This is a genomic window from Pedobacter sp. AC190, assembly GCF_979258025.1.
The window spans coordinates 668546-694605 of the sequence record NZ_OZ409824.1; the positions used below are offsets into that span (position 1 = coordinate 668546).

Genomic DNA, 26060 nt, shown 5'->3' on the forward strand with positions numbered 1-26060 from the left:
CAAATATATGTATTCAATTCTAATGCCACCTATACTGTAATGCCAATTTGACATTATTGTGGTTTGTTAGCTGGTTGTTTTTTTACTTGATTCGTTTTTAGGCATCCGTTACAAATACGAAACAACAAACTAACTAAACAGCCAAAAAACTAATTCAGTTTGTAATTAACAACATTCAATCCTGTTAATTGTTCCAAAAATTTATTGTTTGGATTAATTTTAAGGTTTTTAGATGGCATATCTAACATAATCTGCTTCTCACTATCAAAAATAGCGAAGTTAAGTTGGCAGTTTTGTTGCTCAGAATTTGCCTTATTGTCTGCTAAAATCTCATCTATCTGCTTCATTAACTCTTCATTTATCCTTTCGATAGGAACCTGAATCGTTAGGCTTTTAGCTAATTTATCCCTCAATTCAGACATTAAATTGATCGCGGTGATTTTAAACTCCCAATCCCCTGCTTTTCCGAAACGCTCACCAACTCTTCCTCTTATCTGTAAAAAATAACCTTCCGTTAAAAATGATTTAAACTTTAGAAAATCTTCTCCGAAAAGTGCCATTTCACTAGCATCGTCATAATCTTCGAATACAAATGTGCCGAATGGCTTGCCTGTTTTCGTTATTCTTTGTGATGCAGTTACAACCAAACCACCAACACAAAGTTCACGGTTTTTGAGTTTCTCAAACTCTGCAAGAACTTCTTCGTTCATATCACCCATTCTTACCTTATTGATAATACTGAGTTGCCTAACACCATGTGTACAGAATTTATCAAGTTCTAGTTTATAATTATCTAAAGGATGACCAGATAGAAAAATTCCGATCGCATCTTTCTCATATTTTAGGCGATCCATTAAAGCCCATTCGGGCGAAACTGGTAACGATGGTTCTAATATCAAATCGGCTTTCGAACCTCCAAATAACGAAGCTTGTGATGTATTTTCATTATTCTGAAAATCGTTGGCATATTTAATAATTTTCTCAATGCCATTCATTTTATCGTTCGGACCGATATAAAAATATTGCGCTCTGTGTCCGCCGAAGGCATCGAATGCACCGCTGTAAACAAAACTTTCGTAAGCTTTTTTATTTACTATACGTGTATTAGAACGCTTAGCAAAATCATAAACCGTACCGTATGGCCCATTTGCTAATCGTTCTTCAATTATACTTTCTACAGCCTTCTCACCTACTCCTTTAACAGCCGACATACCAAAACGAACTTCACCTTTGGTATTTACAGAGAATTTAAGATCAGATTCGTTTACATCTGGGCCTAAAACCACAACACCCATTTGGCGACATTCTTCCATAAAGAAAGCAACTTGTTTAATATCACTCATGTTGTTGGAAAGTACCGCAGCCATATATTCTGCAGGATAATGTGCCTTTAAAAATGCAGTCTGGTAAGCAATCCATGCGTAACAAGTAGAGTGAGATTTGTTGAAGGCGTAAGATGCAAAAGCCTCCCAATCTTTCCAGATTTTCTCTAAAGTTGTCGCATCATGGCCTTTTTCTGCCGCTTGCTTAACAAATTTAGGTTTCATTTTATCCAGAACATCCTTCTGTTTCTTACCCATCGCTTTACGCAAAACATCGGCCTCACCTTTGGTAAAACCAGCTAGCTTTTGCGATAAAAGCATTACCTGTTCCTGGTAAACTGTAATTCCGTATGTTTCTTTTAGATACTCTTCACAAGCATCTAAATCGTATTTAATTTCTTCCTCTCCGTTTTTACGCTTAACAAAGCTTGGAATATATTCCATAGGTCCTGGACGATATAATGCATTCATGGCAATTAAATCATCAAAAACTGTAGGTTTAAGTTCTTTCATGTATTTCTGCATACCTGGACTTTCGTACTGGAAAATCCCGATGGTTTCTCCACGCTGGAAAAGTTCGTAGGTTGCTACATCATCAATAGGAAACGTATCTGGGTCTAAATCGATATTGTGTCTTTTCTTTACCAGTTTAACCGTATCCTTTATAAGTGTAAGGGTTTTCAAACCCAAAAAGTCCATTTTTAATAAGCCAGCACTTTCTACAACGGAGTTATCGAATTGAGTTACGTATAAATCAGAATCCTTAGCTGTTGCAACTGGAACAAAATTCGTAATATCGCTCGGCGTAATAATTACCCCGCAGGCATGGATACCTGTATTTCTTAACGAACCTTCTAAAACCTGAGCTTGTTGAATGGTTTCGCCACTCAAATCCTTTAAAAGTCCCAATGCTTTTAATTCCTGAACGCGTTCGTATTCATCAGGACGCAAAGCATCTTTTAAAGTTTTTTCATCCAGATTGAAGATTTTAGCAAGCTTCATATTTGGAATTAGCTTGGCAATTTTATCGGCTTCAAATAAAGGCAAATCCAATACCCTTGCTGTATCTCGGATTGACGATTTCGCAGCCATCGTTCCATAAGTGATAATTTGCGCAACCTGACTCGAGCCGTATTTGTTGATTACGTATTCCATTACGCGACCACGACCCTCATCATCAAAATCGATATCAATATCGGGCATGGAAACACGATCGGGATTTAAGAAACGCTCAAAAAGGAGATCGTATTTAATCGGGTCGATGTTGGTAATCCACAAGCAATAGGCAACTACAGATCCTGCGGCCGAACCACGACCAGGACCTACAGAAACATCTCTTCGGCGAGCTTCGGCAATAAAATCCTGTACAATTAGAAAATAACCAGGATAACCCGTTTTTTCAATTGTAGCCAATTCGAAATCTAGACGCTCAATTACTGGCGGCGTTAATTCGCCATAACGTTTTTTAGCACCTTCGTAGGTTAAATGCCTTAAAAATTTATTCTCACCTCGTTTTCCACCATCCGCTTCGTCTTCGGTAACTAAAAATTCCTCAGGGATATCAAATTTAGGTAAGAGTACCTCACGAGCAAGTTTATAGATTTCAATTTTATCTACAATTTCCTGAATATTTAAAATAGCCTCGGGTAAATCCGCAAAAAGCGATTTCATTTCATCAGGCGATTTAAAGTAATATTCTTGGTTGGGTAAGCCATAGCGATAGCCACGGCCACGGCCAATTGGCGTTGCCTGTTTCTCACCATCTTTTACACACAACAAAATATCGTGTGCATTAGCATCCTTTTTATTGATGTAATAGGTATTGTTTGTTCCAACGAGTTTAACCGCATGTTTTTTTGCCAATGAAATTAAAGATTCGTTTACACGATTCTCGTCTTCCTGATTGTGGCGCATAACTTCAATATAGAAATCATCACCAAACTTTTCCTTCCACCATATTAAGGCTTCTTCGGCTTGGGTTTCACCCATGTTCAAAATCTTATTCGAAATCTCTCCCGATAAGTTGCCAGAAAGCACAATAATATCGTCTTTATACTGTTCGATTATATCTCTATCAATACGAGGAACATAATAAAACCCTTTAGTATAAGCAATAGAAGACATTTTAGCTAAATTATGATAGCCCTTTTTATTCTTTGCTAATAGTACCATTTGGTAGCCATTATCTTTTGCCGTTCGATCTAAGTGATTGTTGCAAACAAAAAATTCTACCCCAACAATCGGTGTCATAACCACTTCTGTAGGGCGTTGCCCAGCTTCTATAGCTTCGGCATTTTTAGCCTCTGCTGCCTTATTATGATTTAAAACTGCATTTACAAAGTGAAATGCACCCATCATATTTGCATGATCCGTCATTGCAACGGCAGGCATTTTTTGTGCAGCTGTAGCTTTTACCAAAGCAGGAATACTTATGGTACTTTGTAAAACTGAAAACTGGGTATGATTATGCAAGTGAACAAAAGTTGCCGCAGCAAGTTCTTGCTTATTGCCTTCGAGTTCTTGTTTTGAAATTCCGCCACCTTCAGCTTTTTGTATTCGTTTACGAATTTCATCAGAAGCTGATTTTAAATTGATGTGCTTTAAACCAACACCCTCAATTGTTGCAGGGTTTACCTCTCTAAAACGAGGAAAATATTCTGCATCGACCAGTAGTTCTTCTTTTTTAAAAACTTCACGTTTAACCAGCTCTAAAAAGCAACGCGTAGTTGCTTCCACATCGGCGGTTGCGTTGTGGGCTTCGTTAAATGGCGCACCAAATAAATAAGCGTGTAACTCGGTTAAGGTAGGTAGTTTAAACTTACCACCTCTACCGCCTGGTAATTGCAAAAGTTGTGCGGTAACTTCAGTACAGGTATCTAAAACTGGCATTTCGGCCATGCGATTTGCAACACCAAAACGATGAAATTCGCAACCCATGATGTTTACATCGAAGCCAACATTCTGACCAACAATAAACTTTGCCTTATTTAAAACTTCATTAAATTTATACAGCATTTCATCAAATGAAATACCTTGCTCTATTGCTAAATCAGTCGAAATACCGTGAATTCTTTCTGCATCGTAAGGAATATTAAATCCTTCTGGTTTAACCAGATAATCTTGATGTTCAACCAATCGCCCCATCTCATCGTGTAGCTGCCACGCAATTTGGATACAACGTGGCCAGTTATCCGTATCGGTGATTGGTGCGTTGTAATTACGTGGTAAACCCGTGGTTTCAGTATCAAAAATTAAGTACATATTTTATTGAAAAGAATTAACCGTTGTAGAATATTAACGGTTCTTCAAAAATAAGGAATTTGAAGCCTTAAGTTGTCAGTAAATTATCAACAAAAGAGTAAAGGGTTGATACACTTTGCAGGTTTAAATTTGGAATTCCAACCTTGGTTGGTCGAGATTTATAATCTCGACCTTATGTATTGCGGATTTGAAATCCACAGTGCTAGAATCGGGATTATAAATCCCGACTAACAGAAAATAAGGAATTTGAAGCCTTAGGTTGTCAGTAAATTATCAACAAAAGAGTAAAGAGTTGATACACTCTGCAGATTTAAATTTGGAATTCCAACCTTGGTTGGTCGAGATTTATAATCTCGACCTTATGTATTGTGGATTTGAAATCCACAGCGCTAAAATCGGGATTATAAATCCCGACTAACGGAGGACGATTGTAATAATTGCCTAAAAATGCTCCTGGCTAACCAACTCACTTACATCATAGCCTTTTTCGCGGCATCTTTCGATAATATCAACCAGTAAATCAGCCTCCATCTTTGGTTCACGAGCCATTATAAAGAGGTATTTTTCATCAGGATGCCCAACAACAACATAACTGTAATCATCAGCTAGTTCGATAATCCAATACCCGATTTTAAAAGGCCACAAAAATTGCGCTTTCATATCACCATCAGGTTTTTCTTCCTCAAAAAATAACTTAGATGTGATCGATTTTTCTTCAGGTTTTCCTTCTTTATGATAAGTTGTTAGAACATCAAAATGATCATTATCTGCTAACGTATAGGTTTCAGTAGTTTGTTTCCAATGCTTATCCATTAGAGTAGGAATAGAGTAAAGAGAATACCATTTTCCTTCAAAAGCTTTATAATCGATATTCGAAATAGGTTTATTTTCCATTGCTTAATATTTTTAGAAGTAACCAATTTAGTATTGATAAGGTTTTAGTTATCACAATCTATTCTCTAAAAGAGTAAGGTTTCTATAAAATATTCATCATCAAAACTTGTAGAAAATAATGCATTCTTGCAATTGTCTACTGCAAATTGATACAACCAGTATAATTGTGCATTTGCCTACCGCAAACCTGCAACGATCAGATATAATTATAAAGTTTTGAAAAGGATTTTTTAACCTTATATTTATTTATACCTTCGATTGGTAATTAACAGCAAACCATTAAAATTTAGATATATGAAAGTAACGGTTGTAGGAGCGGGCGCTGTAGGCGCAACTTGTGCAGATAACATTGCACGTAAAGAACTGGCTAATGAGCTTGTATTATTAGATATTAAAGAAGGTTTCGCCGAGGGCAAGGCCATCGATATGATGCAAACCGCTACTCTTTTGGGCTTCGATACAAAAATTTCGGGTGTAACAAACGATTACAGCAAAACTGCTGGTTCGGATGTAGTTGTAATTACTTCAGGCTTACCACGTAAACCCGGAATGACTCGTGAAGAATTAATTGGAATTAATGCAGGTATTGTAAAGGGTGTTGCAGAAAATATATTAAAATTTTCTCCAGAGGCGATTATCATTGTGATTAGTAATCCAATGGATACGATGACTTATTTAGCATTGAAATCTTTAGGATTACCTAAAAACCGCATTATTGGGATGGGTGGAACTTTAGATAGTTCTCGTTTTAAATTCTATTTATCGCAAGCATTAGATTGTAATCCAAACGATTTACAAGGTTTTGTTATTGGTGGCCATGGCGATACAACCATGATTCCTTTAACGCGTTTGGCTACATACCAAAGTTTACCAGTAAGCAATTTATTGGATAAAGCTACACTTGATAAAGTTGCAGCTGATACAATGGTTGGTGGTGCAACTTTAACTGGTTTGATTGGAACATCTGCATGGTATGCGCCTGGTGCTGCTGGTGCAGCATTAGTAGAAGCAATTTTACGGGATGAGAAAAAACTTTTTACTTGTTGCGTATCGCTTGAAGGTGAATATGGCCAAAATGATATTTGCTTAGGTGTGCCAGTAATTATTGGCCGCAATGGATGGGAAAAAATTATAGATTTTAAATTAACTGACGACGAGCAAGCTGCACTTAATAAAAGCGCAGATGCGGTTAGAAATATGAATAGCGTGCTTGCCGAAATGAAATTGGTGTAATCCTTATTTGTTAACTTATTTTTGCCACCAAATACAGAAGCACGGAATATGCTAATCATCCGTAAATTCTGTTCTTTGGTGGCATTTTTTTTCAATTTAGTAATTGTCATCCTAAGCGTAGTCGAAGGTAGTAGACATAAATAACTATGAAAACAATTTCAATTCCTTTAAAACTCATAAACTTACAAGACGACGGTTTTCATCTTTTGGTAGAAATTGTTGTTTTTAAAGAAAAACACTACGCTGTTTTAGATACTGGCGCATCAAGAAGTGTATTCGACAAATCATTAATCGAACAGCATCTTTCAGAAACCCTTCAAGTATCAGAAGAAATTAATGCCGCTACCCTATTTACAACTACGACAACCATTCAGGCTACAATTCCCGAATTAAAAATCGGCACATTAAAGTTAAAGAACTACGAAACTGTGGCTTTCGATTTGCAATCAGTGAGTGATACTTACCAGCAATTTGGTCATCCTCCAATTGGTGGCATTATTGGCGGCGATATATTGATGCAATACAAAGCGGTTATTAATTACGATAAATTAATGTTAAGGTTATACAAATAATAACCATTTTCTGATACATATCATTTTTCTCTAATCTTTTTAGCAGATATTTGTATAAAATGAAAAAGTATATTCTTTGCTTTTGTATTATTTTTTGGAGCGGATTAGTTGCTGGAATTAGTTTTTTAGAAGCACCATTAAAATTTCGAGCTCCCGGAATTACCATACCATTAGGTTTAGGAATAGGGCAACTTGTTTTTCAGGCCCTAAATAAAATTGAAATAGTTTTATTAGTACTAATTTTGATTTGCACTTACCAAACATCATTAAAAAACCTAAAAGGATTACTTTTATTCTTCATTACAATTTTATTGTTAACTGATACTTTTTGGCTTTTACCATTATTAGATGAAAGAGCAAAATTGGTATTAGACGGAAAACCAATTACCGAAAGCTTTCATCACATCCTTTATATAGTAATCGAGAGTTTTAAATTCATATTGCTGGTAATACTTGGCTTTTTAAACTTAAAAGATTTATCACATGAAAATCGACATTAGCAACAGAGCAGATATTATTTTTTTGGTTGATACTTTTTATACCAAAGTACAACAGAATAATAAAATTGGCCCTATTTTTACAGAGATTGCTAAAGTAGATTGGTCGCACCATTTACCTAAAATGTACGATTTTTGGGAGAGTATTTTATTTGGCAAAGCAGTTTACAAAGGCAACCCAATGCTTACACATTTTGCATTAAGAGAAAAAGCTAACATGCACCAGGAAGAATTTAATACCTGGAAAAAACTTTTCTTTGAAACCGTTGATGAACTTTTTGAAGGTGAGTATGCAGAAATGATAAAACAAAAAGCACAATCCATAGCCGATTTAATGCATTACAAATTAAACAGTCCGAACCAACGCATCAATATAGTTTAAAATATTTATTTTGATTTAAACCGTTTCTTTTTAAATTTAAGTAACCAAACAAATCAAATATGAAATTTTTAAGAATCTTAGTCGGGATTATTGTTGTAATCGCAATAATTCTCGTAGTTGGAAGTTTTTTTCTTCCTAAAACTTATTCGGTAAGCAGAAGTACAACTATTAATGCACCTGATAGTGTAATCTACAAAAACATTGCAGATTTTAACGAATTCTACAAATGGAATCCATGGGCTAAAATGGAACCAACTGCTAAAACAACTTTTTCGGGTACAGTTGCACAACCAGGTCATTTGTACGAATGGGCAGGTAAAGAAACTGGAAGTGGGGAAATGAAAATTTTAAAGGTAGAACCATACAAACAGGTTGATATCGATTTGTTTTTCAAAGAACCTTTTGAAAGTCATGCCGACACTAAATTTGATATCACGACAGAAGGAACGGGAAATAAAGTTACCTGGACAATGAGTGGTGAAAACAATTTTATAAGCAAGTGGATGTGCCTGGTTATGGGTGGTATGGATAAAATGATTGGTAAAGACTTCGAAAGCGGACTAGTGAGCCTGAAAGAAAAATCAGAAGCTGGAAAATAATATCATTAGCAAAATCCTTTTTTGAACTTCCTGACTTAAATCAGGAAGTTTTTTTTTACTTTTTTTTTTAAACAAACAATTGTGTCGGCTTTTGGTTAAAAAAGCAACATTTATTAATTTCTGTCGATTTAGATTTTGTTATTCGCATTTTTTTAGATTACTTGCCATTAGATGAATTTGTTAATAGTAGAAGACGAGCCAAGCATTGTTTCAGTTGTTTCGCGTGGGTTAACCGACGAGGGCTTTACAGTTAGTATTGCGCCAGATGGCATTATAGGGAAACAGATGGCTTTAGAGCATAATTTCGATTTAATTATGCTTGATATTATGTTACCAGGCATAAACGGCTTGGAGCTTTGCAAAATCATTAAAGAACAAAAACCTACTACGCCAATTATCATGCTAACCGCTTTAGGAACGACCGAAAATGTAGTTAACGGTTTAGATAACGGTGCTGATGATTATTTGATAAAACCTTTCAAATTTGCTGAACTCTTCGCCAGAATCAGAACGCTATTAAGAAGATACAATGGCGTAGCAACGCTTGATCAGATTATCCAAATAGCCGATTTGCAAATTAACTTAAGCGCCAAAAGTGTAAAAAGAAATGATCAGGAAATTATATTAACAGCAACAGAATATCGCTTGCTAGAATTTATGGCGAAGAATAAATCTAAAATATTATCTCGAATAGATATTTTAGAAAGTGTTTGGGATATTGATTTTAACCTCGGAACAAATGTAGTTGATGTTTATGTAAACTACCTTCGCAAAAAAATAGATAAAAACTCAACGCAAAAATTAATACATACTGCAGTTGGATTAGGTTATGTATTAAAAGATCGATAATGGAAATAGCCAAGAAAATTACATTACTCTTTGCCATTTTATCAGCAGTTATCATTTCGCTTTTAAGTGGTTTTGTATGGTATTTTTCTAATGAATTTGCTTTCGAGGATTTTTATAAGCGATTAGAGGCAAGGGTAAACATTGCGGCACAAATAAAGCTTTACGAAGACGACAATAACGATGTTTACGCAAAAATGCGCAATCAATACCTGGAACGTCTACCATCAGAAAAAGAATTTATAATCGAAGCAGGCTCCAACCAATCTACAGTTGATAGAGAACTGCCTAAGGTTTTCTATGATAGGATAAATGCTGGTTTTATGGCCAGATACCGTGTTGATAATCATTTTTATGCAGGTAAATTTTTTAAAAATTCGCAGCAAGGTTACGTTGTGATTGTTTCCGCAAACGATCCTTTTGGTTTTAGAGAATTAAAAGATTTGCAAAAAATATTGATTATTGGGTTCTTTCTTTCAATAATTTTATCATTTATAGTTGGCTGGCGATTCTCTAACTATATGTTGATGCCTTTAAGAAATATCATCAAAAGTGTAAAAAAAATTAAGGCAGAAAATCTACATTTAAGGCTCGATGTTAAAAGCGGTAGCGATGAAATGTCGCAATTGGCACAAACCTTTAATAATATGCTTAACAGGCTGGAAACAGCTTTCGAAACCCAAAATAATTTTATTAGTAATGCTTCGCATGAATTAAGAACACCATTAACGATTATTAGCGGAGAGGTAGAATTGGCAATCAAATCCAAAGATGATGCAGAAAAACAGCATAAAGCCTTAACTAAAATTAAAGATGAATCGGATAGATTGGAGCATATTTTAACGAGTTTATTAGGCTTAGCCCAATCTGGTTTTAACGGAAAAAACCAACCATGGGAAGAAGTAAGAATAGATGAATTACTTTGGGAAATTAAAGCTTCAGTAAATCAAGTACATCCAAATAGCAGAATTGATATTGATTTGAATACCCTACCCGACGATGATGAACAGTTAACACTTAAGATAAATAAAAACCTAATAAAGCTTGCCATTAGTAATATTGTAAGTAATGCCTGTAAATATTCGAATAATAATCCCGTAACTATAAATCTTGAAAGCAAGGCAAACACGTTATCAATTGCTGTAACAGATCTTGGTATTGGAATACCGCAAACTGATATTCAACATATTTTCGAGCCATTTTACAGAGCCTCGAACACCAACGATTTTAAAGGTTACGGAGTAGGCTTGCCTTTATCGTTAAATATTATTCGTTTACATAGAGGTAGCATTGCCATAAAATCTCAAGAAGGAATCGGAACTGAAATTAAAGTTCTACTGCCAATAAAAGGCTAAAAAAATCTTATCATAATATATCATTTAATGCTTCAATAACCTCTACTTCTTCTTCAACGAGTAAAAACTCTCCATAATGAAATTTCCAATAAACAATTTTAAATTCTAATCTAATTTTAATCTCGTTCTTATTTCGCTGTAATAATATCGCCTTAAACTTGTATAAATAATTTAATCGTTTATTTAAACATAAGGCCATGAAAACAGTATTAGTACCAACCGATTTCAATTTAGAAAGCACTAAAATTATCGATGCACTTGTTCAAAATCAAGGCGAAGAAAATTTAAATATCATTTTTGTACACGCATTTAAACTTTCAGATTCTATAACTGACATGTTAATGCTTAGTCGCCGCAGCCGCGATTACGAAAATATAAGTGATGAATTTTATCAGGCATTAAATAATTATAAAAACAAATATCCTAGTAAAATTAAAACCATAGGTATAGAATATTTCTACGGAAGTACGGTTGCCGCATTTAAAAATTTTATCGAGGCTTTTGATGTTAATAGTGTTGCTTACTTAAAAGATTACAAATTTACACCTATAAATAAGTACAGTATCGATCCTAAATATTTAACCGAACGTTCGGGCTGCGAAACCATTCAGTTAAATACGCTAACTGTTCATACCACAGAAAATTTAATCGATACCAAAATTCACGAGGCTCAATTACAAGAGCTTAAAGTTTAATTTATTCACACATAAGATTTTATATCATGCTGTTACGAAATAATATTCCGCTCACATACATATTTGGAAAAGTAAAAAAAGAACTACTTTTTGTTATCGCCTATTCGGTTGGTATTGTAGTTCTATATCAAAATTTCCATGTTACACGCATCTCCATTCCTGTTGCAGTACCAGCATTACTAGGCACAATAATTTCACTTTTACTAGCATTTCGCTCTAATCAGGCGTACGATAGATGGTGGGAAGCCAGAATACTTTGGGGTGCAATCGTTAACGATTCCAGATCCATTTCTCGCCAAATAATATCATTTGTAGAAAATCCTTACGGGCAAGAGGAAATAGAAGAGTTTAAAGAACGATTTATTAAACGACAAATTGCCTGGTGTTATGCACTTAGCCAATCGTTAAGAGGTTTTAATCCCCGTAAAGGTTTAGAAGAATATCTTTCTGCTGAAGAAGTAGCTTTTATTAAAAAACGCAAAAATGTAACAACCTCACTATTGGAATTGCATGCAATGGATTTGAAAAAAGCTTTACGAGAAGGTTGGATAAATAAGTATCAGCAAATTGAAATCGATAAATCCTTAAACGCTTTATGCAATAGTATGGGTGGCTCTGAGCGAATTAAAAACACCGTTTTTCCAGTAACTTATAGTAAATATATAAGCATGTCTATTCACTTATTTATTGTGTTATTGCCTTTTGGCTTAATCGAATACTTTGGATATATGGAAGTGCCGTTGGTGGTAGCAATTGCAGCATTTTTCTTATTAGTCGAAAAAATGGCTGTTCATCTGCAAGATCCATTTGAGAATAAACCGACAGATACACCAACCACTACAATTTGCAGAACCATTGAGCGTGATTTATACCAAATGCTTGATGATAATAAAATATATGAGGATAAGCCTCAAACAGAATTAGCTCCAATAGGCTCGTATTACATTTTATAAGAGACTCTTTAATTCTTAGTTTAATCCTGCTTTGTGGGATGGTTAGTTAGCCAACTTCTGCGCTTTGGATAGAGAGCGGAAATGGCAAAATTTTTATAAAAACGAGTGAGCTATAGCCACCTGATTTATTCAGGTGGCTTTTTTGTTATTAAATAAAAAAACCTCTTCAAGTTAAAACTTGAAGCGGTTTTTAATATGTTTCGCTCTCTACTTGAGTCTTTTAACCTTAGCTCAATTAAGCATCAATTTTCGCATACTTAGCATTACGCTCAATAAATTCTCTACGTGGAGCAACTTCGTCGCCCATTAACATAGAGAAAGTATGATCGCATTCTGCAGCACTTTCAATTGTAGCTTGTAATAAAGTACGAGTAGCAGGGTTCAAAGTTGTATCCCAAAGCTGTTCAGCGTTCATTTCGCCCAAACCTTTATAACGTTGTATGTGCACACTCTCTTCCTTACCATTACCTTTAATACGTTGTACAGCAGCATCGCGTTGTACGTCATTCCAGCAATATTCAAAATCTTTACCTTTTTTCACCTGATAAAGTGGTGGCGAGGCAATATAAACATAACCAGCCTCAATTAATGCTCTCATATAACGATAGAAGAAAGTTAATATCAAAGTGGTAATGTGAGAACCATCGATATCAGCATCCGTCATGATTACGATTTTATGATAACGAAGTTTTGTTAAGTTCAAAGCCTTATCATCTTCTGGCGTACCAATGCTAACACCAATAGCTGTGAACATATTTTTAATCTCGTCGTTTTCGTAAATCTTATGCTCCATCGCTTTCTCAACGTTCAAAATTTTACCTTTTAAAGGTAAAATAGCCTGAACGTTTCTATCGCGACCTTGTTTAGCAGTACCACCCGCCGAGTCACCCTCTACTAAGTAAATCTCACATTTTTCTGGATCACTGTCCGAGCAATCAGCAAGTTTACCTGGCAAACCAGAACCACCCATTACGCTCTTACGCTGAACCATTTCGCGGGCTTTACGAGCCGCAGCACGAGCCGTAGCCGCTAAAATAACCTTGTTAACAATCATTTTAGCTTCCTTCGGATTCTCTTCCAAGTAAGCCCCCAAAGCTTCGCCTACAGCAATATCTACCGCACCCATAACCTCACTGTTACCCAGTTTAGTTTTAGTTTGTCCTTCAAATTGCGGTTCTTGAACTTTAACAGAAACTACTGCTGTCAAGCCTTCTCTAAAGTCATCACCAGTAATTTCCATTTTCAGGTTTTTTAACAAACCCGATTTATCTGCATAACTTTTTAAAGTACGTGTTAAACCTCTACGGAAACCTGCAATGTGGGTTCCTCCCTCGTGCGTATTAATATTGTTTACGTAAGAGTGAACGTTTTCCGAATAACTATCGTTGTATTGAAAAGCTAATTCTACTGGTACACCATTTTTTATACCATCAATATAAATTGGCTCAGGCAAGAAAGATGCTCTTGTTCCATCTAAAAAGGAAACAAATTCTTTTAAACCGCCTTCTGATTGGAAAACTTCCGACAAAAATGTTCCGTCTTCTAAAGTTTCACGTTCATCAGTTAATGTTAATTTAATCCCTTTATTTAAGAAAGCCAGTTCGCGTAAACGAGCAGCCAAAGTATCATACTTATACTCGGTTGTTTGCGTAAAAATTGTAGCATCTGGCGTAAAAGTTACAATTGTACCTCTTTTATCGGTTGTTCCAACTTCTTTTACATCATATTGCGGAACACCAATTTTATATTCCTGCATCCAGATTTTACCTTCGCGGTGTACTTCAGCTTTTAAATCGGTAGATAAAGCATTAACGCAACTTACCCCAACACCGTGCAAACCGCCAGAAACCTTATAAGTATCTTTATCAAATTTACCACCCGCGTGTAAAACCGTCATTACAATTTCAAGCGCCGATTTATTTTCTTTCGTATTAATTCCTGTCGGAATACCACGTCCGTTATCTTCAACTCTGATTGAGTTTCCTGCTAAAATTCTAACGTCAATTGTATCCGCATGGCCAGCCAAAGCTTCATCAATCGAGTTATCTACAACCTCGTAAACCAAGTGGTGCAAGCCTTTTACACCTGTATCACCTATATACATCGAAGGGCGCTTACGCACCGCTTCTAAACCTTCTAAAACCTGTATATTATCTGCCGAATAATTTGACTTTAAATCCTGTTCTTCGCTCATATTTTATTTAAAACTATAATCATCAAAAATACGCATTTTTTGGTACATAAACTAATATGTGGATAAGTTTTAGCTTGTTGAAACATCAGAAATATAATGCCTTAAAAGGGGTTTAAATAAGCTTTTGAAAAGCAAAATCTGTGTTTCAATCATGTGTTAGTCCCGCTTTTTATTACAAGCGCCGAGAAAATTCGGCGGCTTTACATTTCAATCGGGTTTAGAGGGCAAAAAATCAACTAAAATGAATGCAATTATCCCACCAAACGTCCCTAACGAAACGAAAAACATTGCGTTTTTCTACCCATCAAACGTTCCTAACGGAACGAAAATGATGATTTTTCATCAATCAAACACTTCTAACAAAATGGACAAACCATTTTTTCTATCCCATCAAACGTCCCTAAAGGAACGAAAATGATGATTTTTCATGGATAAAAAATTCCTAACAAAACGCATAAACCATTTTTTGTGTCCACCATATGTTCCTAACGGAACCGAAATAATGATTTTCCACCAATCAAACACTTTAATAAAATGGCTAAACCATTTTTCCTAATAATTTAAATTTTACGCTTAACTAATTTATTTTATGAAAATACCTTAACCACACAAACTTGCATTGAAATTGCATATAAAAACTAATTTATATAAGTTTGCTAAAATTTATTAAACAATAATGGAAAGAAAAACCTTTAAAACCTTTGGTTTATTTGCAACAGCAGCGCTTATTACAGCTTTTTCTGCTTGCCAAAACAAAGAAGCTAAAACAACTGAAACTAAAAAAACAGATAGCGCTACAGCTGTTTCTGCAGATGAGAAAATTGTATTTGTAAATTCAGATTCGTTATTAACAAAATACGATTACTACAAAGACCTTAAAGTTAAATTTGAAGGTAAAGGCAAGAGAGCGCAAGATGACATGAAAGCTAAAGGTGAAGCTTTCCAAAGAGAAGTTGCTCAATACCAACAAAACGCAGCTAGTTTAGCTGCTGATGTTCGCAAAACTACAGAAGATCGTTTAGCTCGTAAACAACAAGAATTACAAGCTTATCAGCAAAATGCTGGTGGCGCTTTACAAAATGAGCAGGCTGCAGAAAACGAAAAACTTTACGATAAAGTTGCTGGTTACTTAAAAGGATACGCTAAAGAAAAAGGTTACAAAATGGTTTTAACTTATTCTAAAGGTAATAGCGCTATCTTATTTGCTGATGAAAGCTTAGATGTAACTTCTGAAGTTATTAAAGGCTTAAACGCAGATTACGCTAAAAAATAATTTACAATTATAGAATTAAGAATGCTCCGCAAAAACGGGGCATTTTTTTTGCTCTAAATTTTACAATGGAGAATAAAAAACAACACGAAGAATTTATGCGTATGGCTATTGAGCTATCGGTAAAAAATGTTAGCGAAAGTATTGGCGGGCCATTTGGTGCTGTTATTGTTAAAGATGGAAAACTAATTGCTGGCTCGGCTAACAAAGTAACATCAACAAACGATCCAACTGCACATGCAGAAGTTTCGGCGATACGTTTGGCTTGCACAGCGTTAAACACTTTCGATTTAAGCGGTTGCGTTGTTTACACCAGTTGCGAACCCTGTCCGATGTGTTTGGGTGCCATTTATTGGGCCAAAATTGAGACGATTTATTATGCCAACACAAAAACAGATGCAGAGAATATCGGCTTTAGCGATAAATTTATTTATGAAGAATTGGATAAACCAATGGAGGAAAGAACATTGCCTGTTGTGCAAATGATGCGTGACGAAGCTATGCAAGCTTTTAAACTTTGGGAAACATCGCCTATGCGAATTGAATATTAAAAAGTGATTAGCGGAAAAGTTTTTAATCAGTCAATTAATACATAATCTTCTTTTGAAACAAAAGTTTACGATTAGCGTCTTATAAGTGTATGACCTACGAACAAAAAATTACTAGTGAGTTGGAGTTTTGGAAGTTTAAAACTTTGCAAAAACCATCCTTCTTAGATAAAACTACAAATAAAGTTCAAAAGAAAATTAATAGTCTTATCCCAGATAAAGTTCATAGTGCTATAACAACTGCCATTAAGCAAATGGTTAAAGCCGTACTTTTTGGATCTGCATTTACAACTTCTAAGCCCGTTTTAGATTTAACATTAATGCATCGCGAAGCTTTAATAAAACAAAAGATTGAAAATTATAAAAAAACTGGTGCCGCAGAAGGTGGAATTACTGGCGCAGGCGGTTTTTTAATGAGCCTTGCCGATTTCCCTTTACTGTTGAGTATTAAAATGAAAATGCTTTTCGATATTGCGGCAACTTATGGTTACGATGTTAAAGATTACCGTGAACGTTTATACATTTTACATATCTTTCAGTTAGCTTTTTCGAGTAAAGAGGAAAGCAAAAATGTTTACCTTAAAATGCTAGATTGGGATGATAAAGCACATAAATTGCCAACAAATATTGATGAATTCGATTGGCTTACCTTTCAACAACAATATCGCGATTATATAGATTTAGCGAAGCTTGCGCAAATGTTACCATTTATTGGCGCAGCAGTTGGGGCGGTTGCTAATTATAAATTAATCGAAAAGCTTGGCAAAACTGCCATGATGAGCTATAGAATGAGGCATTTCAGTTTACAATATGCGATTACAAGTGTGCAAGCTGTAGAAATTCATCAAATCAAAGCAAAAAACTAATCGTCTTCGCCTTCGAAAAGTCCTCCGATTAAATCATCCGTTTCTCTCCTATCTTTTTTAGTCGGCCTACCTGTGCCTCTGTCACGCTTTAAATTTGGTGAATGAAACATCGACTTAAAGGCGTGGGTTTCTTCTACAGGAGTTAAATCTTTATATTTAGTTAATGCAATTGGCGAATCTGTTCTATTGTATGAAAACTCTACAACTTCGATTATCTTTTTTTCAATCCCTTTTGATACAGAATAAACATCGCCAATTTTCACAATAGCCGATGGTTTAATATTTTGTCCTTTCAACTTCACTCTACCTGCCTTACAAGCATCGGTAGCCAAACTTCTGGTTTTAAACAGTCTAATCGCCCACAAATATTTATCAATCCTAAGTTTTTCTGTTTCTGCCATTATTTGTTTGTTAATTGCTTGTTTTTTTTAGTTTGGTGGTTTACAACCGTAACTTAAAAATCCAAAACATAAAAATTCTAAAAACCAAAGTTAAGCAACCCTAACCAAAAAAACCAAACACCTAAAAAACTAAAAAACCAAAAATTTTAAGTTATTTTGCGTAAAATTTAAAAACATCATGTATTCAGATTTAAAGAAATTAATTGAAGCCGCTTGGGAAGATAGAACCCTTTTAAAATACAGCAATTACTGCGAAGCCATCGAAGCCGTTATTATGGGCCTTGATAAGGGTGAAATTCGTGTTGCTGAACCCGTTTTAAACTCTTGGGGCATTAATGAGTGGGTAAAGAAAGCTGTAATTTTATATTTCCCTATTCGTGAGATGAAAGAAATTAAAAGCGGCCCTTTCGTTTACCACGATAAAATGGATTTAAAAACCGATTATAAATCAACTGGTGTACGTGTTGTGCCTATGGCAAGTGCTCGTTATGGCGCATATTTAGCTAAAGGAGTAATTATGATGCCATCGTATGTAAACATTGGTGCTTACGTAGATGAAGGTACTATGGTTGATACCTGGGCGACTGTTGGTTCATGTGCACAAATCGGCAAACGTGTTCACTTAAGTGGTGGTGTTGGCATTGGTGGCGTTTTAGAGCCTGTTCAAGCTGCTCCAGTTATTATTGAAGATGATGCTTTTTTGGGCTCAAGAGCTATTGTTGTTGAAGGTGTTAAAGTAGAAAGAGAAGCTGTTCTTGGTGCTAACGTAGTTTTAACTGCTTCAACAAAAATTATTGATGTTACTGGCCCAACGCCTGTTGAGTATAAAGGAATTGTTCCTGCACGTTCAGTAGTTATCCCAGGTAGTTATACTAAAAAATTCCCTTCTGGCGAATATCAGGTTCCATGTGCTTTAATTATTGGTAAACGTAAAGAAAGTACAGATAAGAAAACTTCGCTTAACGATGCGTTGAGAGAAAATAATGTAGCAGTTTAAGCTGAAAAGTGAAAGCTGATAGCAAAATAAAAAATAAAAAAGCCGAAAGTACAGAACTTGACCAGTCAAGCTTTGGCCTTTCGGCTTTAAGTTTTAAGTTTAAAATTGGCTTCGACGGAAAAAGAGCTGCAAATAATTTAACTGGACTTGGTAATTACAGTCGTTCCTTAATAGAGCAGCTTGCCCGTCAATTTCCTGAAAATAAATATTTTGTTTATTCTCCAAAAGTAAAATCTTCAAAACAGATCGATACTTTTTTGGAGCAAGAAAACATTCAACTTAAACTTCCGTCGAAAAGTAATTTCTTATGGCGGAGTTTTAATATTCTAAAAGATTTAAAGCACGATGGCATTCAATTATTTCATGGTTTAAGCCACGAAATCCCATTTTCTATTCAGAAAACCGAAATTAAATCTATTGTTACCATACATGATTTGATTTTCCTTCGCTTTCCAAAGTATTATAAGTTTATCGATCGGAAACTTTACAAATGGAAAAGCCAATCGGCTTGTAAGCATGCAGATAAAATTATTGCTATAAGCGAAAAAACCAAAGCTGATATTGTAGAATTTTACAAGATCAATCCAAATAAAATTGAAGTTATTTATCAAACTTGTGATGATAGTTTTAAAACTTTTTTGGATCAATCAGTTTTGGATAAAATTCGCTTAAACTATAAGCTGCCTGAAAAATACATTCTCAACGTTGGAACAATAGAAGAGCGAAAAAACCTTAAACTTATTGTTCAGGCTTTAAAAACAGTAAACGAAGATTATAAACTGGTTGTTATAGGAAAACAAACGCCATACTTTAAAAGCGTTGAAGAGGAAATAGAAAAACTCGGATTAAAAAACAGAATTCTATTCCAAAAAAATATTCCATTTGCAGATTTACCAGGAATATATCAATTAGCAACTGTTTTTGTTTATCCTTCTTTTTACGAAGGCTTTGGCATTCCGATTATAGAGGCTTTATATTCAGGCATTCCAACAATTGCTGCAACAGGATCGTGCTTGGAAGAAGCGGGCGGGCCAACTAGCATCTACATTTCTCCAGTAGATTCTCCGAGTTTATCATCGGCAATTAATCAGGTTCTTGAATCACCACCTTTGCAAGCTGAGATGAAAAGAAAAGGGCTGGAATTTGTACAAAAATTCGACAGCCCTGTAGTAACTAAGCAATTAATGGATTGCTATATAAATATTTTAAGATAAGAATTTCTACTTATTTTGCAGCTATCGCATTTGGCGGATATTGAGCCAAAATCTCCTTAACACCTGTATTTAAACGTTGTTCTCTTTTGCTAAAGTTATCAAGATTAAAGCCTGAGCCTTGTCCGTGCCAAAATAAAATCTTTTTAGCTGGGTCTAAGAAATCAACAATAATTGTTCCTTCGATATATTGATTTATATAGTTTGAGCCGCCCCAGCCGCCCCAACCACCACGCCAGCCCCAGCCGCCGCCCCAACCCCATCCACCGTAGTAGCCTGGTCCGTAGAAATCAGTTTTCTCTCGGGCAACAACAACCAAGTTAACTAATAAATCTGGTCGGTTTGATTTAGTAAATCCTTTAGCATTCATTTCAGATTCTACTGCAGCTAATAATCTTCTTTTATCAAGATTATTAAGTTTAACTCTAGCTATGCCTTTATCGTAAAAATTGTAGGTTTTGTAGGCGTTCAAATCTACATTTTTGTCATAGTCTGATGCGGTTCTGAGTGATGTACACCCAGCCAATGCAATTACAACGGTAATCAACATTGATAATTTTTGAAGTGTTTTCATTTGCTTTGCGTTTATTGTCTGATAATAACCTATTTAAAAATACGAAAAAATAAACAAAAACGATTTTTAAATTAACCAATTTGACAATGAGATTGATTATCTAAAAACGTTAAATAAATGCCTTTGTTTTATAGTAAATGTTAAATAATCAGCTTTTACTATATTTAACATATTATTTTAAAGATTACCTTTGCAGCATGCTAAAAGAAGAAATTAATAAAGCACTTGAAGTTTTAAAATCAGGCGGCGTTATTCTCTATCCTACCGATACAATATGGGGCTTAGGCTGCGATGCAACAAATCAGGCAGCGGTTGATAAATTGCTTAAAATTAAGAACCGACCAGCTGAAAAAAGCCTTATTGTTCTTTTGGATGTCGATAATAAAATCCAAAGCTATATTAATGAAGTTGCTGAAGTTGCTTACGATTTAATAGAATATGCAGAGAACCCATTAACTATTATTTTTTCGGGAGCTAAAAATCTGGCAGCAAATGTTATAAACGAAGATGGCAGTGTGGGCATAAGAGTTGTAAAACATGATTTCTGTACACCATTAATTCAACTCTTTAGAAAGCCAATTGTTTCTACCTCTGCAAATATAAGTGGAGCACCTTCGCCAAAGAATTTTGATGATGTAAGTTCCGAAATTACGGAAGCAGTTGATTACATTGTCGATTTTGAACAGGAAAACAAAAGTTCTAAAAAACCTTCAACAATAATGAAACTTTCACCTGGCGGACAGTTTGAATTTATTCGTAAGTAAATACCAAAACCCTCAAAGGGGCTTTTAAAAGCTTAAAAGACTTTGTGCACCGAATGTTTTTCTTAATTTTGTGGCTTATTGCCCTTATATATGAATTCTAATTTAAGTGATGAAAATGAGAAATCCCCATCAGAGGATTTAAGGGCTCATTTAAAAAATCCAATTTTCAAAACTCTGTCTGCAATTGCCGATAAAGATAAAACCGAAGCTTACGTTATCGGAGGTTTTGTACGCGATTTATTCTTAAAGCGTCCATCAAAAGATATTGATGTTGTTGTTGTAGGAAGTGGTATAGCGTATGCGGAAGCAGTTGGAAAAAAGCTAAATACCAAGGTTGCCATCTTTAAAAACTTTGGAACAGCAAATATTAAATTTCAGGATTTAGAGGTCGAATTTGTTGGGGCAAGAAAAGAGTCTTATCGCTCAGAATCTCGCAAACCAATTGTAGAAGATGGAACGCTAAAGGATGACCAGCTTCGTAGAGATTTTACCATAAATGCCCTTGCAATAAACCTAAATGCAGCAAATTTTGGCGAATTACTCGATCCGTTTGATGGCATTAAGGATTTAGAAAATAAACTCATCCGTACACCGCTCAATCCAGAAATTACTTTTTCCGACGATCCGTTGCGAATGATGCGAGCAATACGCTTTGCATCACAATTAAATTTTAATATTGATGAAGATGCCTTAAACGCAATAAAAACGCAAAAAGAACGCATCAGCATCGTATCAAAAGAAAGAATTACCGATGAAATGAATAAAATTATTTTGTCTAAAAAACCTTCTGTTGGTTTTAAACTTCTTTTCGATACAGGTTTACTTCACATCATTTTCCCTCAAATGGCCAACCTTTTCGGCGTTGATATTGTCAAAGGAAAGGGACATAAAGATAACTTTTACCACACACTCGAAGTTTTAGATAATATTTGTGCTGATACGGATGATTTGTGGTTAAGATGGGCTGCCATATTACACGATATTGCAAAACCTGCTACAAAACGCTTTGAAGAAGGGCATGGCTGGACTTTCCATGGTCATGAAGATAAAGGTGCCAGGATGGTTCCAAAAATCTTTAATCAGTTAAAATTGCCTTTGAACGAAAAAATGAAATTTGTTCAAAAACTTGTTCAGCTGCATTTACGCCCAATTGTTCTTGCTCAAGATACCGTAACAGATTCGGCTGTAAGAAGACTATTGTTCGATGCAGGTGAGGAAATTGAGAGTTTAATGTTGCTTTGCAATGCAGATGTAACCACTAAAAACGAGTATAAAAAAACAAAATATCGCAACAATTTCGAGTTGGTAAAGCAAAAGCTCAAAGATGTTGAAGAACGCGATAAAATTAGAAACTGGCAACCTCCTATTTCTGGCAACGACATTATGGAAACTTTTGCACTGGAAGCCGGTAAAGAAGTTGGAACGATTAAAAGTGCAATTAGAGAAGCAATTTTAGAAGGTGAGATAACAAACGACTACACAGAAGCGTTTAATTTTATGCTAAATCTGGCAAAACAAATGGGATTAAATCCTGTTAATAAATAATTTAATTACCAAAATAGATGAAAAGGGCAACAATTTGTACCGTTTCCTGTTTTGCGATAAAACAAATTAACTTTATTTTTACAGCTCCAAATAACAATAATGGCTATTTATAAATTTAAAATTACTTTCGAAGATTTTGATGATGTAGTGAGAGAGATCGACATTAAATCAAATCAGACATTTGAAGACCTGCACAAGGCTATTCATAAATCTACAGGTTATAATGCAGAAAAATCTTCATCATTTTATGTAAGTACCGATAACTGGTTAAAAGGTGATGAGATAGCTTATTTACCAAGTGAACGTAAAAAAGATAGAGTGGTTTTAATGGAAAACTCGAAATTAAGTGGTTTTATCGAAGATCCACATCAGAAATTTTACTACATCTATAATTTTGATCGTCCTTACGATTTTCACGTTGAACTTGTTAAAATTATTTTAGACGCTGATCCACATATAGAATATCCTTTTTTAGCAAAAAGTACTGGTGAAGCACCTAAAATTATAGAGCAGAATAGCGTTGCTGCTGATGCAAGTGCAGCAGCTGTAACGGCAAACGAATTCGATTTCTTGAATGAATTGAACTTTATCCCTGAAGATACGGATGAACTCGAAGCGATGGGTGAAATGGGGATTAATGAACAAGAAAGAGACGAAGAAGAATCAGAAGATGGAGATGAGTTTGGTGATGAATTCTCTGATAACGAAGGTTACGAAGAGGATGGCAACAAAGATGATTATTAGGCTGTAGCTTTTCTTTTTAAAAATATTTAACTGTCGGATACACTACCCGACAGTTTTTTTATACCTTATCCACATGCCTGAAAGTCTAAATTCTAAAACATTAATTGTAATTGTTGGCCCTACCGCTATCGGAAAAACTGCCCTTGCTATTGAAGTGGCAAAGTATTTCAACACAGAAATTATTTCAGCAGATTCCAGACAGTTTTATAGGGAAATGGAAATTGGTACTGCTAAACCAAATGCAAAAGAGCTTTTAGCGGCAAAACACCATTTCATTAACTCTCATTCTGTTAATGAACTTTTTAGCACTGGAGATTTCGAGCTGGAAGCATTAAAAACGATAGAACAGATTTTTGAACAGCATGATGTGGCAATAATGGTTGGTGGATCGGGCTTGTATATTAATGCGGTTGTAAATGGTTTGGATGAAATGCCAGAAATTAATCTTCAAATCAGGGAAAAATTAAACCTACAGTTTGAAGAAGAAGGAATTTCAGCTATCCAAAACCAGCTTAAAGAATACGATCCAGAGTACTTTGAAAAAGTAGATCAGAATAATCCTCAAAGAATGATTAGAGGTTTAGAAGTTTTTCTATCAACGGGTCAAAAGCTATCGTCAATGTTATCTGCAACAAAAAAACAAAGACCTTTTGAAATAATTAAAATTGGCTTAAATACCGATAGGGCTAAGTTGTACGGGCAAATCAACAATAGAGTTGATAAAATGGTTGAAAATGGATTGGTAGAAGAAGTTAGATCTTTAATTTTCTTTAGAAAAAATAATGCTTTAAATACAGTTGGCTACAGCGAAATATTTGACTATTTCGATGAGACAATTTCCTTAAATGATGCAATTTCAGCAATTAAACAAAATACACGTCGCTTTGCTAAAAGACAACTAACCTGGTTTAGAAGGGATGAAGAAATTAATTGGTTTGAACCCAATCAAACCGAGCAAGTTTTAAATCTGATTGCTAAAAACCTAAAAACCGTATAAAACAAAAAAAAAGGCCTGCCAATCGGCAGACCTTAAAATACTTATAAAATCTTAATTCGGAAATTTAACGCCTCTGAATTGTGTAACATCCACTACAGGAATGTTAGAACCATATTTCCCATTAATTGCATCGATAAATACATTTGCAATTACCGCATTTCCACGAGGTGTTAAGTGAACGCCATCTAAAGAAAAAGCACCACCACTAATAAATGATGAATTAATACCAATTCCTTGAATTACAATTCCTGTTTTAACTTGATTAAGGTAACTATAAGTATCAGCTATAGCTAAACCTTTACTATCTGCTAACGATTTAATTGTACTGTTATAACTAAGTACATAATCCTTAACCTTTATAACTTCATCTTTGTCTAACACCCAATTGTTTGCTATAGGATTTAAAGGGTGTAAACCATAAGGAATGCCACCAGCGTTCGGTACACCAAACAAACCTGCTGTTTGAAATGGTAAACGGATTAAATCTTCAGCTGTAGCTGTTCTTACTGTACCTGCACCTGTTTGAATATAAATAGCTGCAGCAGCTGGATTTATCGCCTTTGCGGCATTTAATAAAGCAGCAACCGTTACTGTATTAAAATAAGGGATAGAAGTTACATCAGGAATTGTAGCCACGACGCCTTTCTGCCCATTTGCAGTTAAAGAATTTACTAAGTTTGAGTATAATAAAGCAAAAGTAGATTTATCGGTTAAAACATTAGTTGCATCAGTAGTTACACCGCCGTTAGTTGCATAACCAAGCGCATCATTATTACCCAACCAAAGTGAGAAAAATGTATGGTTTCTACCTTGAATAAACTGAAAGTAACTGACTGTTCCAACTTGTGTATCTGTTAACAATCGCTCTAGATATGGATTTGCAGCACCAAACGGAGCAGCAAAAGCCAAATCAACACGCATACCAGGTATACCTAAATTCTGTACCTCGCCAGTATATTTTGTTAAATGACCTGCCGCATCTCTTACTGCCAGATTAGTGGTTACGGGCGTTAATGTAGGTGTTCCATTAACTAAAGCTGTTAATGATAAATAACCTGAACCATTTGCTTGCGCATCTGTAAAAAAAGGAGAAGTAAAACTTCCGCCGCCAACAGTTGTCATTTTTGCAGCGATTAAATTTGGATAAGCCACTTTTTGACCTTCCAAATAAAGACCACCATCAGCAAAGCCCGAAGTTAAGGAATTACCAACTGCAATGTATTTAGTGAAATTAGCCTGCCCTGTAGAAGTACCTGCGGTAGTTTCAATTTCAGGCTTGCAAGAAGCTGCAAAAAGTAATGCAGCAATTGCTAAACTATTTAATATATATCTTTTCATGT

The 26060-nt window shown here is 35.1% G+C and carries 24 protein-coding genes; 18 read left to right on the forward strand and 6 right to left on the reverse strand.

All coding sequences use genetic code 11. The annotated features are described in order from the left end of the window. Positions 1–149: 149 nt before the first annotated feature. Positions 150–4583, reverse strand: coding sequence for a DNA polymerase III subunit alpha (dnaE, locus tag ACZZZI_RS02985; protein ID WP_316759309.1), 4434 nt, complete (start codon positions 4581–4583; stop codon positions 150–152). A gap of 441 nt (positions 4584–5024) precedes the next feature. Further along, complete coding sequence (locus ACZZZI_RS02990) at positions 5025–5477, reverse strand: lipocalin family protein (protein ID WP_316759312.1); 453 nt, start codon at positions 5475–5477, stop codon at positions 5025–5027. 294 nt (positions 5478–5771) lie between these two features. On the opposite strand from ACZZZI_RS02990, the gene mdh reads away from it, so the two are divergent. The 9 genes from mdh (at position 5772) to ACZZZI_RS03035 (ending at position 12609) form a co-directional block, all read left to right on the forward strand. Beyond that, complete coding sequence (gene mdh, locus ACZZZI_RS02995) at positions 5772–6710, forward strand: malate dehydrogenase (protein WP_316759314.1); 939 nt, start codon at positions 5772–5774, stop codon at positions 6708–6710. A gap of 146 nt (positions 6711–6856) precedes the next feature. After that, a complete protein-coding gene (locus ACZZZI_RS03000; protein WP_316759317.1) occupies positions 6857–7282 on the forward strand; it encodes an aspartyl protease family protein in 426 nt (141 codons plus the stop codon). Positions 7283–7341: 59 nt separating this feature from the next. After that, complete coding sequence (locus ACZZZI_RS03005; protein WP_316759319.1) at positions 7342–7782, forward strand: hypothetical protein; 441 nt, start codon at positions 7342–7344, stop codon at positions 7780–7782. After that, on the forward strand, positions 7766–8161 hold the full coding sequence (locus tag ACZZZI_RS03010; RefSeq protein ID WP_316759321.1) for a group III truncated hemoglobin: 396 nt from the start codon (positions 7766–7768) through the stop codon (positions 8159–8161). The genes ACZZZI_RS03005 and ACZZZI_RS03010 overlap by 17 nt, the downstream gene beginning before the upstream one ends. A 59-nt stretch (positions 8162–8220) precedes the next feature. Further along, a complete protein-coding gene (locus ACZZZI_RS03015) occupies positions 8221–8760 on the forward strand; it encodes an SRPBCC family protein (protein ID WP_316759324.1) in 540 nt (179 codons plus the stop codon). Positions 8761–8931: 171 nt separating this feature from the next. Continuing rightward, complete coding sequence (locus ACZZZI_RS03020) at positions 8932–9609, forward strand: response regulator transcription factor (RefSeq protein WP_316759326.1); 678 nt, start codon at positions 8932–8934, stop codon at positions 9607–9609. Continuing rightward, the gene (locus tag ACZZZI_RS03025; protein WP_316759328.1) at positions 9609–10961 is read left to right on the forward strand and encodes a sensor histidine kinase; all 1353 of its coding nucleotides are present in this window, start codon (positions 9609–9611) and stop codon (positions 10959–10961) included. The genes ACZZZI_RS03020 and ACZZZI_RS03025 overlap by 1 nt, the downstream gene beginning before the upstream one ends. A gap of 197 nt (positions 10962–11158) precedes the next feature. Next, positions 11159–11656 (forward strand): hypothetical protein, encoded by a 498-nt coding sequence (locus ACZZZI_RS03030; protein ID WP_316759330.1) that lies wholly within the window; start codon positions 11159–11161, stop codon positions 11654–11656. A gap of 26 nt (positions 11657–11682) precedes the next feature. Further along, the gene (locus ACZZZI_RS03035; RefSeq protein WP_316759333.1) at positions 11683–12609 is read left to right on the forward strand and encodes a bestrophin family protein; all 927 of its coding nucleotides are present in this window, start codon (positions 11683–11685) and stop codon (positions 12607–12609) included. A gap of 235 nt (positions 12610–12844) precedes the next feature. On the opposite strand, the gene gyrB is transcribed toward ACZZZI_RS03035, so the two are convergent. Beyond that, the gene (gene gyrB, locus ACZZZI_RS03040) at positions 12845–14803 is read right to left on the reverse strand and encodes a DNA topoisomerase (ATP-hydrolyzing) subunit B (RefSeq protein WP_316759336.1); all 1959 of its coding nucleotides are present in this window, start codon (positions 14801–14803) and stop codon (positions 12845–12847) included. 676 nt (positions 14804–15479) lie between these two features. Between gyrB and ACZZZI_RS03045 the strand changes: the two genes are divergently transcribed. The 3 genes from ACZZZI_RS03045 to ACZZZI_RS03055 all read left to right on the forward strand — a co-directional run bounded on the left by ACZZZI_RS03045 (position 15480) and on the right by ACZZZI_RS03055 (position 17487). Further along, complete coding sequence (locus tag ACZZZI_RS03045) at positions 15480–16076, forward strand: OmpH/Skp family outer membrane protein (protein WP_463488539.1); 597 nt, start codon at positions 15480–15482, stop codon at positions 16074–16076. A 65-nt stretch (positions 16077–16141) separates the two neighbouring features. Continuing rightward, a complete protein-coding gene (locus ACZZZI_RS03050; protein WP_316759341.1) occupies positions 16142–16624 on the forward strand; it encodes a nucleoside deaminase in 483 nt (160 codons plus the stop codon). 89 nt (positions 16625–16713) lie between these two features. Continuing rightward, a complete protein-coding gene (locus ACZZZI_RS03055) occupies positions 16714–17487 on the forward strand; it encodes an EcsC family protein (protein ID WP_316759343.1) in 774 nt (257 codons plus the stop codon). Here the strand turns inward: ACZZZI_RS03055 and ACZZZI_RS03060 are convergent. Then, on the reverse strand, positions 17484–17888 hold the full coding sequence (locus tag ACZZZI_RS03060; RefSeq protein WP_316759345.1) for an RNA-binding S4 domain-containing protein: 405 nt from the start codon (positions 17886–17888) through the stop codon (positions 17484–17486). The two genes, ACZZZI_RS03055 and ACZZZI_RS03060, sit on opposite strands and share 4 nt — an antisense overlap. A gap of 178 nt (positions 17889–18066) precedes the next feature. Between ACZZZI_RS03060 and ACZZZI_RS03065 the strand changes: the two genes are divergently transcribed. After that, positions 18067–18885 carry a 2,3,4,5-tetrahydropyridine-2,6-dicarboxylate N-succinyltransferase gene (locus tag ACZZZI_RS03065; protein ID WP_344764801.1) on the forward strand — a complete coding sequence of 273 codons (819 nt, stop codon included), beginning with the start codon at positions 18067–18069 and terminating at the stop codon, positions 18883–18885. Positions 18886–18893: 8 nt separating this feature from the next. Then, on the forward strand, positions 18894–20099 hold the full coding sequence (locus ACZZZI_RS03070; protein WP_316759350.1) for a glycosyltransferase family 4 protein: 1206 nt from the start codon (positions 18894–18896) through the stop codon (positions 20097–20099). Positions 20100–20109: 10 nt separating this feature from the next. On the opposite strand, the gene ACZZZI_RS03075 is transcribed toward ACZZZI_RS03070, so the two are convergent. Next, entirely contained in the window at positions 20110–20670 is a 561-nt protein-coding gene (locus ACZZZI_RS03075; RefSeq protein ID WP_316759352.1) for a DUF4136 domain-containing protein, read from the reverse strand. A 197-nt stretch (positions 20671–20867) separates the two neighbouring features. On the opposite strand from ACZZZI_RS03075, the gene ACZZZI_RS03080 reads away from it, so the two are divergent. The 4 genes from ACZZZI_RS03080 to miaA all read left to right on the forward strand — a co-directional run bounded on the left by ACZZZI_RS03080 (position 20868) and on the right by miaA (position 24720). Continuing rightward, positions 20868–21434, forward strand: coding sequence for an L-threonylcarbamoyladenylate synthase (locus ACZZZI_RS03080; protein ID WP_463488540.1), 567 nt, complete (start codon positions 20868–20870; stop codon positions 21432–21434). 90 nt (positions 21435–21524) lie between these two features. Next, positions 21525–22979: a CCA tRNA nucleotidyltransferase gene (locus ACZZZI_RS03085; protein ID WP_316759357.1), complete on the forward strand. Its 1455-nt coding sequence runs from the start codon at positions 21525–21527 to the stop codon at positions 22977–22979. A gap of 99 nt (positions 22980–23078) precedes the next feature. Then, positions 23079–23723 carry an IS1096 element passenger TnpR family protein gene (locus ACZZZI_RS03090; RefSeq protein ID WP_316759360.1) on the forward strand — a complete coding sequence of 215 codons (645 nt, stop codon included), beginning with the start codon at positions 23079–23081 and terminating at the stop codon, positions 23721–23723. 73 nt (positions 23724–23796) lie between these two features. Continuing rightward, positions 23797–24720, forward strand: coding sequence for a tRNA (adenosine(37)-N6)-dimethylallyltransferase MiaA (miaA, locus tag ACZZZI_RS03095; RefSeq protein ID WP_316759362.1), 924 nt, complete (start codon positions 23797–23799; stop codon positions 24718–24720). Positions 24721–24771: 51 nt separating this feature from the next. Here the strand turns inward: miaA and ACZZZI_RS03100 are convergent, their stop codons facing one another. Continuing rightward, entirely contained in the window at positions 24772–26058 is a 1287-nt protein-coding gene (locus ACZZZI_RS03100) for a G-D-S-L family lipolytic protein (protein ID WP_344764809.1), read from the reverse strand. Between the last annotated feature and the right edge of the window lie 2 nt (positions 26059–26060).